5 protein-coding genes are annotated in these 8,817 nt (G+C 62.5%); 1 reads left to right on the top strand and 4 read right to left on the bottom strand.

Going from position 1 to position 8,817, the window contains the following annotated elements; translation table 11 throughout:
- On the top strand, positions 1-1,643 hold a 1,643-nt coding region (locus DBR24_RS29230; RefSeq protein ID WP_256591960.1), incomplete at its 5' end, for a methyl-accepting chemotaxis protein.
- 183 nt (positions 1,644-1,826) lie between these two features.
- On the opposite strand, the gene DBR24_RS29225 is transcribed toward DBR24_RS29230, so the two are convergent.
- The 4 genes from DBR24_RS29225 to DBR24_RS29210 all read right to left on the bottom strand — a co-directional run bounded on the left by DBR24_RS29225 (position 1,827) and on the right by DBR24_RS29210 (position 8,738).
- Entirely contained in the window at positions 1,827-2,429 is a 603-nt protein-coding gene (locus DBR24_RS29225; protein ID WP_128616436.1) for a DUF924 family protein, read from the bottom strand.
- Positions 2,430-2,432: 3 nt separating this feature from the next.
- A complete protein-coding gene (locus tag DBR24_RS29220; protein ID WP_007909265.1) occupies positions 2,433-3,443 on the bottom strand; it encodes a class 1 fructose-bisphosphatase in 1,011 nt (336 codons plus the stop codon).
- Positions 3,444-3,783: 340 nt separating this feature from the next.
- Positions 3,784-5,148 (bottom strand): DUF3999 domain-containing protein, encoded by a 1,365-nt coding sequence (locus DBR24_RS29215; RefSeq protein ID WP_128616435.1) that lies wholly within the window; start codon positions 5,146-5,148, stop codon positions 3,784-3,786.
- Positions 5,145-8,738, bottom strand: a complete 3,594-nt coding sequence (locus DBR24_RS29210; RefSeq protein WP_128616434.1) for a DUF2339 domain-containing protein — start codon at positions 8,736-8,738, stop codon at positions 5,145-5,147. The genes DBR24_RS29215 and DBR24_RS29210 overlap by 4 nt, the downstream gene beginning before the upstream one ends.
- Positions 8,739-8,817: the final 79 nt, after the last annotated feature.

Raw genomic sequence — 8,817 nt, 5'->3', positions numbered from 1 at the left:
GCCTGAAACGCATCATCGACCTGCCCGCCTACACTGGCAATTTCCAGCTCAGCTACTTCGGTGGTGTCGACGGCGTGATGTTCTCGGTGCCCGCCGGCAACCGCGCGCCGGACTACGACCCGCGCGCCCGTGGCTGGTACAAGGCGGCCAACAGCGCGCAGCAGACCATCGTCACCGAACCGTACATCGCCGCTTCGTCGGGCAAACTGGTGATCACCGTCGCCACCCCGGTGCAGCGCCAGGGCCAGATGCTCGGCGTGGCCGGTGCAGACATCGACCTGAGCAGCGTCAGCGCGATCATCAACTCGCTGAACTTCGGCGGCCACGGCCACGCCTTCATCGTCAGCAGCGAGGGCAAGATCCTCATCCACCCGGACAGCAAACTGGTGCTCAAGACCCTCGCCGAGGCGTATCCGAACGGCGCGCCGAAGGTCAGCCCGGGCCTGAAAGAAGTCGAGTTCGACGGCAAGACTCAACTGATCTCCTTCACCCACGTCAACGGCGTGCCATCGGCCGACTGGTACGTGGCGCTGGTGCTGGACAAAGACACTGCGTTCTCGATGCTCAGTGAATTCCGCACTTCGGCGCTGATCGCCATGGTCATTGCCGTAGTGATCATCATCGCCCTGCTCGGCATGCTGATCCGCGTGCTGATGCAACCGCTGCTGACCATGGGCCGCGCCATGCACGATATCGCTGAAGGCGAGGGCGACCTGACCAAGCGTCTGGTGATCCACGGCCACGACGAGTTCGGCGCACTGGGCACCTCGTTCAACCGCTTCGTCGAGCGCATTCACACCTCGATCCGCGAAGTGTCCTCGGCCACCGGCCAGGTCAACGAAGTCGCCCTGCGCGTGGTCGCCGCATCGAACTCGTCGATGTACAACTCTGACCAGCAGGCCAGCCGCACCAACAGCGTGGCCGCCGCGATCAACCAGCTCGGCGCCGCCGCCCAGGAAATCGCGCAAAACGCCGCCCTTGCCTCACAGCACTCCAGCGATGCGCGCAGCCTGGCGGTCGACGGCCAGCAGGTGGTAGATAAAACCATCCACGCCATGCAGCAACTGTCGGCAAAAATCAGCGACTCCTGCGGCAACATCGAAACCCTCAACAGCAACACGGTAAACATCGGCCAGATTCTGGAAGTGATCACCAGCATCTCGCAGCAGACCAACCTGCTGGCGCTCAACGCCGCGATCGAAGCGGCCCGTGCCGGTGAAGCCGGGCGTGGTTTCGCCGTGGTCGCGGACGAAGTGCGCAACCTCGCGCACCGTACCCAGGATTCGGCGCAACAAGTGCAGAAGATGATCGAAGAGCTGCAGGTCGGCGCACGCCAGGCGGTGAACATCATGACCGAGAGCCAGCGCGAGAGCGAAAGCAGCGTCGGCATCGCCAACCAGGCCGGCGAGCGGTTGGGCAGCGTGACCCAGCGCATCGGCGAGATCGACGGCATGAACCAGTCGGTGGCCACCGCGACCGAAGAGCAGACCGCTGTGGTCGAGTCGATCAACGTCGATATCAACGAGATCAACACGCTGAACCAGGAAGGTGTGGAGAACCTGCAGGCAACGCTGCGGGCGTGCTCGGATCTGGAGCAGCAGGCGGCGCGGTTGAAGCAGTTGGTGGGCAGTTTCAGGATCTGAAGATCAAGGGCTTTACCCCCTCACCCCAGCCCTCTCCCCCAAGGGGGCGAGGCGGGAAGGGAGCCGATCTTCACGCTGATCAAAACCTGAGTTCGACTCGATATCTCAGGTCGATGTATCAAGCCCAGACACCTCGATCAGTCCCCTCTCCCTCCGGGAGAGGGCTAGGGTGAGGGAAAGCTCTTAAAATCTTGAGCCAGGCTCAGAAAGAAACACCAACTCCTCAGCCGTAGACTCCCGCCCCAACACCGCATTGCGATGCGGAAACCGGCCAAACCGCGCAATCACTTTGCGGTGCCGCTCGGCGTAATCCAGATTATCGGCAAACACCGCCCGCTCGGCTTCCGGCTGTTCAGCCACCAGATCCATAAACCGTGAAACGGCTTCGTTCTGCACCGCGAGGTTTTCGCAGTGTTCGAACACCAGATAAATGAATACCCGCTGGATCGGCTTCAACTGCCGGTCAAAGTCCGCCGCAATGCCTTGGGCGACGAGTTTCTGCGCGCGCAGATCACCGGAAAACGCTTTGGGAGAGTCGCGAAAGATCATTCGCGGCAATTGATCGAGCAGCAGCACCACCGCCAGCCAACCTTCGGGACGTTGCGTCCACTCGGTCAATTCGCCGGCGAGGGCCTGATCGACAAAGACCCCGAAACGCGTCTGCGCTTCGAGGTCTTGACTATCTTTCTTGCCGAACCACAACTTGCCTTTGTCAGCCGCAATCTCGTCAGGTGATTCGGCGTGTCCGAACCACCACTCGAGCAACGGCTGCCAAGGCGCGTGCATGGTTTATTCCTTGTGGTAGGCCGTGGCGCGGGCGACTTCTTCTTTCGAGCCAAGGAACACCGCTACGCGCTGGTGCAGGCCTTCGGGCTGAATGTCGAGGATGCGCTGGTGACCGTCGGTGGACGCGCCGCCGGCCTGTTCCACCAGGAACGACATCGGGTTGGCTTCGTACATCAGACGCAGTTTGCCCGGCTTGGATGGCTCACGGCTGTCGCGTGGGTACATGAACAAACCGCCACGGGTCAGGATGCGGTGCACGTCGGCAACCATCGCGGCCACCCAACGCATGTTGTAGTTCTTCTTCAGCGGGCCTTCTTCGCCGGCCAGCAGTTCGCCAACGTAGCGCTGTACCGGGGCTTCCCAGTGGCGCTGGTTGGACATGTTGATGGCGAATTCCTGGGTCGATTCAGGAATGGTGATGTCTTCGTGGGTCAGGACGAAGCTGCCCATTTCGCGGTCCAGGGTGAAGCCCTTGACGCCGTCACCGAGGGTCAGCACCAGCATGGTCTGCGGGCCGTAGATGGCGTAACCGGCGGCAACCTGCTGGGTGCCTGGCTGCAGGAACGCTTTCTCGTTCAACGGCTCGTTCTGGCTCAGGTATTCGTTCGGGCAACGCAGTACCGAGAAGATGGTGCCGACCGGGGCGTTGATGTCGATGTTCGACGAACCGTCCAGTGGGTCGAATACCAGCAGGTAGGCGCCTTTCGGGTATTTGCCCGGGATCTGGTAGGCATTGTCCATTTCTTCGGACGCCATGCCGGCCAGGTGACCGCCCCATTCGTTGGCTTCGAGCAGGATCTCGTTGGAGATCACGTCGAGCTTCTTCTGCACTTCGCCTTGGACGTTTTCAGTGCCCATGCTGCCCAGAACACCGCCCAGGGCGCCTTTGGACACGGCGTGGCTGATCTCCTTGCAGGCACGCGCCACCACTTCGATCAGGAAGCGCAGATCGGCAGGAGTGTTGTTGCTGCGGGTCTGCTCAATCAAATAGCGACTCAGGGTAACGCGGGACATGGACGGCTCCGGTGGAATGGGGGGGCTAAAAACCCGCGCAGTTTACAGGGAGTCTGAAAACGTAGCGAGCGAAGACGCCCGGTAACGTGCGTTGGGGCGTAATTGCCTCTATGAGACGTGATTGTCAGTGGAGAGTTCAGGTAGCGGGTTTAGCGTAGACCGGTTCGGGACGGGTGGTGGTTGAGTGATAGCGGCAGTTTGAAGATTTTTGTTGATTGATCGGCCGTCATCGCTGGCAAGCCAGCTCCCACAAGGACTTCGGTCGTTCACCTGTTTTGTCTACACCCAATAACCTGTGGGAGCTGGCTTGCCAGCGAATGGCGCGTAGCGCCGGCCATTCTCAGGTGTTGGTCGGTGGCTTGCGCAACAAGCTGAACGCCATCGCTCCAAGAAAAACCACACTGAGCAACAACACCGCCCACAGCCCGATTTTCTTCCAATTGGTCTCGGCCACGGCTGCCGTAGTCGCCGTCGAAGTCTGGGTAACGACGACGTCACCCTGTACTGTCGCCTTGCCCAGCGTCGCGAGTTTCTCCGGTTTGAAATCCGGAATCAGCGTGGCCAGCGGCAGGTTCGCCGTTTTCACACTCGGGTTCCCCAATGCCAGGCTATACGGCCCCTCCCCACGTGCGAGGAAAATCACCTGCGTCGCCCGCACCGCATATTTCAGACTCGGTGCCTGCTCGCCCAAACCACCGCCGCGCTCGTCCACATTCAATTTCAACTGCTGCACGGTCTGCCCGTACAGCGGCAATTCGTTCTGCACCACGTCCTGACCGTTCTGCGTCAGGCGATACAGCAAACCGCTGCTCAATGTCTGCCACGGCAAACTGCTTTCACGACGGCCGGCCAGCGTCACGGGCGCCAGGCTGTTCGGCTGCTTCAGTTCAACCTGCACCCGCTCGACATTCAGCCCCATCGGCAACTGCCAACTGTATTCACCGGCCTTGGTGCTATTGCCGGCCAATGACTGCGACCAGACCAACGGCAGCGGAACGTTGCGCGGATCACTGTTTTTCAGTTGTGCCGCCGTGAGGATCGGCGCCGAACTCGGCGACTCCCACAACAGCCGCAGGTAACGCGCCGATTGCCCCGGCAGCGTCACCTCATGCTGTTCGATACGCTCATCGGCAAAGGTCAGCCGCGCGACCTGACCTTCGCCCCAGGCTTGCCAGTGCTGCAAATCGTCGCTGGCCTCGATGCTGAAGCGCTGAAAGCCGTCGCGCTCACTGGTCCAGTCAAGGATCAATTGCTGCAACGGCGCTTTGATCGCGCTCGCATCCAACAGCCAGCCACGCAGCACTTCTTCGCCGGCCTCCAACTGGCTGGAGGGCTGCACTTCGACCAGCGTGCCGCTGGTGGTCGATTGCACCCGCACATTCGGTGCGCGTTCGCTGGCATCGGCGGCGTTGTACAGGGGGAACCACTTCACTTCGTGCAACTGGCCGTTGTCGCGGGTCTGCGCCGATTCACGGGCCAAGGCGTAAGCCTGGGGCTCACCGGCAGCGTTGAACACCCGCAGGTCACTCAGGTCGGTCTGGCGTGCCTGCAACTGCGCGCTCAGGGGCAATTCGAGGCGGTACCACGGGCCGTTGCCACTGACGGTCAGCGGCACCTGCGTGGCGAAGTCCGCCGGTTTTTCCTGGGCGCCGGCAGCCATCACCACGCCCAGCGCCAACCACCCCAGATTCAGCATGCGACTCAAGATGAAACTCCTTCGGTTTCCGGGGCCGGTTTGTCCGCCGCCGGTTCAGCCTCGACGCGTTTGGGCGGCAGCGGCGCAAAGTAGCCCACCACCAGCAACAACACGCCGACACCGATAAACGAGACGATCCGGGCGAGGCCGCCACGGTTGCTCAATTCGACAAAAACCAGTTTGGCCACCACCAGCGCAATCAGCGCGGCGCCGACCAGCCAGACCTCGCGGCGATGACGCAGATGTCCGCCGATCATCAGTCCCAGCGCCATCAGTGTCCAGACGATGGACAAGCCGGCCTGCACCAGCATCGAGGCAAGCAGTTGATCGAGTTCGAACGGGATCCCCGCCCAATGGTGAGCGGCGCGGGTGACCAGCGCGGTGCAAAAGGCGAACAAGGAAATACCGGCGACCAGTTGCGTGGCGTACTCGGCGTAATCCTTGCGAATCGACAGTTGTGTCACGGCGCTGCGCGACCAGACGTACACCCCGAACAGTGCGAACAGCAACCCCAACTCCAGCGGGTTGAGCAGCGGCACATACGGCAGCGGTTCGGCGTTACCGTCACTGACACCATTGGCCAGCCAGAACCAGCCCAACATCAGCACCGCCAGCGGCGCGGCCGCGTACAAGCGGTATTCGCGGGGGAACGCCGCCACCGGCCACGGCCAGTTGCGCGGCGCGGCCATCAAAAGCAGATACAGGCTCGGCAGAATCGCCCAGCCCAGCCAGCGCCAGGCGTTGTATTGCTCGGACAACAGCAGCAGGCCGTAGCGCAACTCCAGCGCCAGCACGCCGATCAGCAACCAGCAGCCGAGCACATGCGCAGTGCTCAAGGCCCGCGCCGGCAGCATCGGCGCCAACCGCCGCAAACTGAAGACATGCACGGCGAACACCAGTGCCCACGCCAGCCAGCCGAAGTTTGCCGCCGGGTGATAACGCGAATGCCAGGCGGCCAGCAGCACCAGTCCTGCCGCCGGAATCAGCAAGGTGCAGAGCAGGCTCAGTGCCGGCCATTTCAGGCGCAGCGACAACCATGCCCACAACGCTACGCTGAGCGCCGCGATCAGCAGCAACAGCGTGGCTTGCAGATGCAGCGGCGCAAACCGCAGCACTTCACTGATCCACGCCAGCGCCCACCAACCGGCGCCCCACACCAGCAACACTTCAGACAAGCGCTGCAAACTCAGCCCATCGAAGGCCGAGGCGTGATTGCCCAGTTGCAGGCGCCACGCACCGATCATCGCGGCCAGCCCCAGCACCAGCGGCGTCCAGAAGCCGCCATGGGCCAGCGGCCGCAAGCCTTCGCTGGACAGCGGCCCGAGCAATTGCGGGCCAGCCAGCAAAAACGCCGCGCCACCGATCACCTGCAACAACAGCCCGAAGACAAAACTCACCCGCTGCTTGAGGTACAGGCTCAGCCAGATGATCAGCAAACCGCTGGCGGCCCACACCGCACTCGCGGTCTGCCACGGCAGCACGAACAGCACCGCCAGATTGATCAGCACCAGACCCGCCAGCAGCACCACCGACAAACCGCGCAGCAGACGCACGTCACCGCGCACCATGTCATCGCGAGCCGCCAACAGCATGCCGGCGATCAACGCCAGACCGATCAGCGATGCACTGAGCAAGCCGCTCCAGCCAGCGCTGAACACGGCCGCCGAATCCTCGCCCGCGCCTTGCAGGCGCAACAGGAACAACGCGCCACCGAGCAACTGCACGGCAAACGCGGTGAACAGGAACGTGCGCGACTGCAGGCGCAGACCGACAAACAACGTCACCAAACCGGCCAGCGCCCAACTGATCGCCGTGGCCTGAACGAAGAAAAACAGCGGCGCCAGCAGATAGAGGAAGGTCAGCCCCAGGCACGCCAATACCGGCAAGCCTTGGCGCTCCCAAGGCGATGCCTGTTCCGGCGAAGCCTTGCGCAGTTGGTAGAAACTGAACAGCAACGCAATACCGAGCATCAATGCGCCCAACGGTGCACCGTCAAGCAGACTGCTTTCGCCGAGACGCAATTGACTGAGGAACGCCAGTGCCGAACCCAGTTGCAACAGCAGCGCAAAGGCCCGGGCGAACGGTCGATGTTGACGCAGACCCAGCCAGAAAATCCCTGCACCTTCGACCGCCCACGCCGCCGAGGTCCAGCGCGCATCGAGTCCCAGCGGGATCGCCAGACTGGCAAAAATCACCCCGAGCGCCAGACAGGTTTCACCCAGCAACACCGCGCGACCGCCCATCAACACTCTGGCCAGCGCCATGTAGATCATGCCCAGCGCCAGCGCACTGAAAGCGGCCGCGAACTCCAGATGCTGGACCAGCGCGAACTGCAAACCGAAGCCAATGATCGGTGGGCCGAACAGCATCGTCCCGTCGACATAATCGCCTTTACGCGCTGACCAGTGCAGCAATGCCTCGCGGTCGCCATCCGCCGGCGCATCGGGCATGTCGCGCAACTTGCGACGGGCGAACAACAGGCCGATGGCTAGGTACATCAGGAAGAACAGAATCAGGAACGGCTCGGTACTCCACAACAACTCGGGCGCATACGAGCGCAGGCCCCAGGCGAAACCGATGCCGAAGGTGCCGACGAAACCGATCAGGTTGAGCAGCCGCCAGGCCTTGAACCAGGCAATGGCAAGGATGCCGGCGTTGAGCAACGCGAAATAGCTGAACAGCGCGACATGGTTGCCGGCCCCGGTCGAGGTCAGGATCGGCGCGGCGAAACCGCCGAGCGCTGCGGCGGCGGCCAGGCCCAGCGCATCTTGAGTAATCGCCAGAATCGCCGAAAACACCGTCACCGCGACCAGCAACCCCAACGCAGCCGACGGATCAAGCAGCGGGTGCAAACGCATCGCCGCAAATACCGTCAGATACAGCACTGCAATCCCGGTGCCCTGCAGCATCAACGCGTAATTGCTGTTGCGCCGGCGCAACCACCAACCCAGCGCGAGCAGTCCCAACGCCGCAGCCGCGACCCCGGCGTAGCGCAACTCGATCGGCACGACCATGCCTTCGGTGGCGTAACGCAACAGGAACGCCAGACCGAAAAACAGCAACACCACGCCGACTCGCAGCACCGTGTTGCCGCCAAACAGCCAGTTGCGCGCAGCACTGATGCCGCGCTCGATCAGGTTCGGGCCACGGGGTTCAGCAGGTTGTGCAGGGGCTGTTGGCTCGTCGGTGATGGCGTCCAGACGCCAGACATCGGCCGGTAGCGGCTGGCTGGTTTCACTGGCGACGGCGGAAAGCGGTTCAAGCTCGGGCGGCAACTCCCAGACCAGTTCCGGTGCGGCAGCGGGTGCCTGTTCGGCGACGAACACCGGTTCGACGGCTTCCGGAGCCGGCGCAACCCTCGGTGGTGCGGTGCTTACGCCGGCACCTTCGAGCAGAAACAGACGTTGCTCGACAGCCTGCAAGGCGACTTTTGCCTGTTCAAGTTGACGTTTGTGCTCGGCAGTCTGCGAGCCGAGTCGGGTAATGCGGATCGTCTGACCGATGACCAGCCCCAGCAATGCACCCAACAGCGCATCACTGAACGACTCGTCGAGCAGCCAGCCGAGCAGCAGCCCGATCAACATGAACATCCATTGCATGGTCGATATCCCTAAGCGCAAAGGCCAATCCGGGAAGATTAGCGCAGCCTGATCCAAAAAGATCGCAGCCTTCGGCAGC

Origin of the sequence: Pseudomonas sp. HMWF006, from assembly GCF_003061205.1 — a bacterium.
GTDB classification, from domain to species: Bacteria; Pseudomonadota; Gammaproteobacteria; order Pseudomonadales; family Pseudomonadaceae; genus Aquipseudomonas; species Aquipseudomonas monsensis.
The sequence above is the reverse complement of the archived record's forward strand: the minus strand, read 5'-3'. Positions and strand labels throughout refer to the sequence as shown.

Excerpts from the sequence above, each read along its gene's own strand:
- DBR24_RS29225 (WP_128616436.1), bottom strand. The coding sequence starts at position 2,429 with ATGCACGCGCCTTGGCAGCCGTTGCTCGAGTGGTGGTTCGGACACGCC.
- DBR24_RS29220 (WP_007909265.1), bottom strand. The coding sequence starts at position 3,443 with ATGTCCCGCGTTACCCTGAGTCGCTATTTGATTGAGCAGACCCGCAGC.
- DBR24_RS29210 (WP_128616434.1), bottom strand. The coding sequence starts at position 8,738 with ATGCAATGGATGTTCATGTTGATCGGGCTGCTGCTCGGCTGGCTGCTC.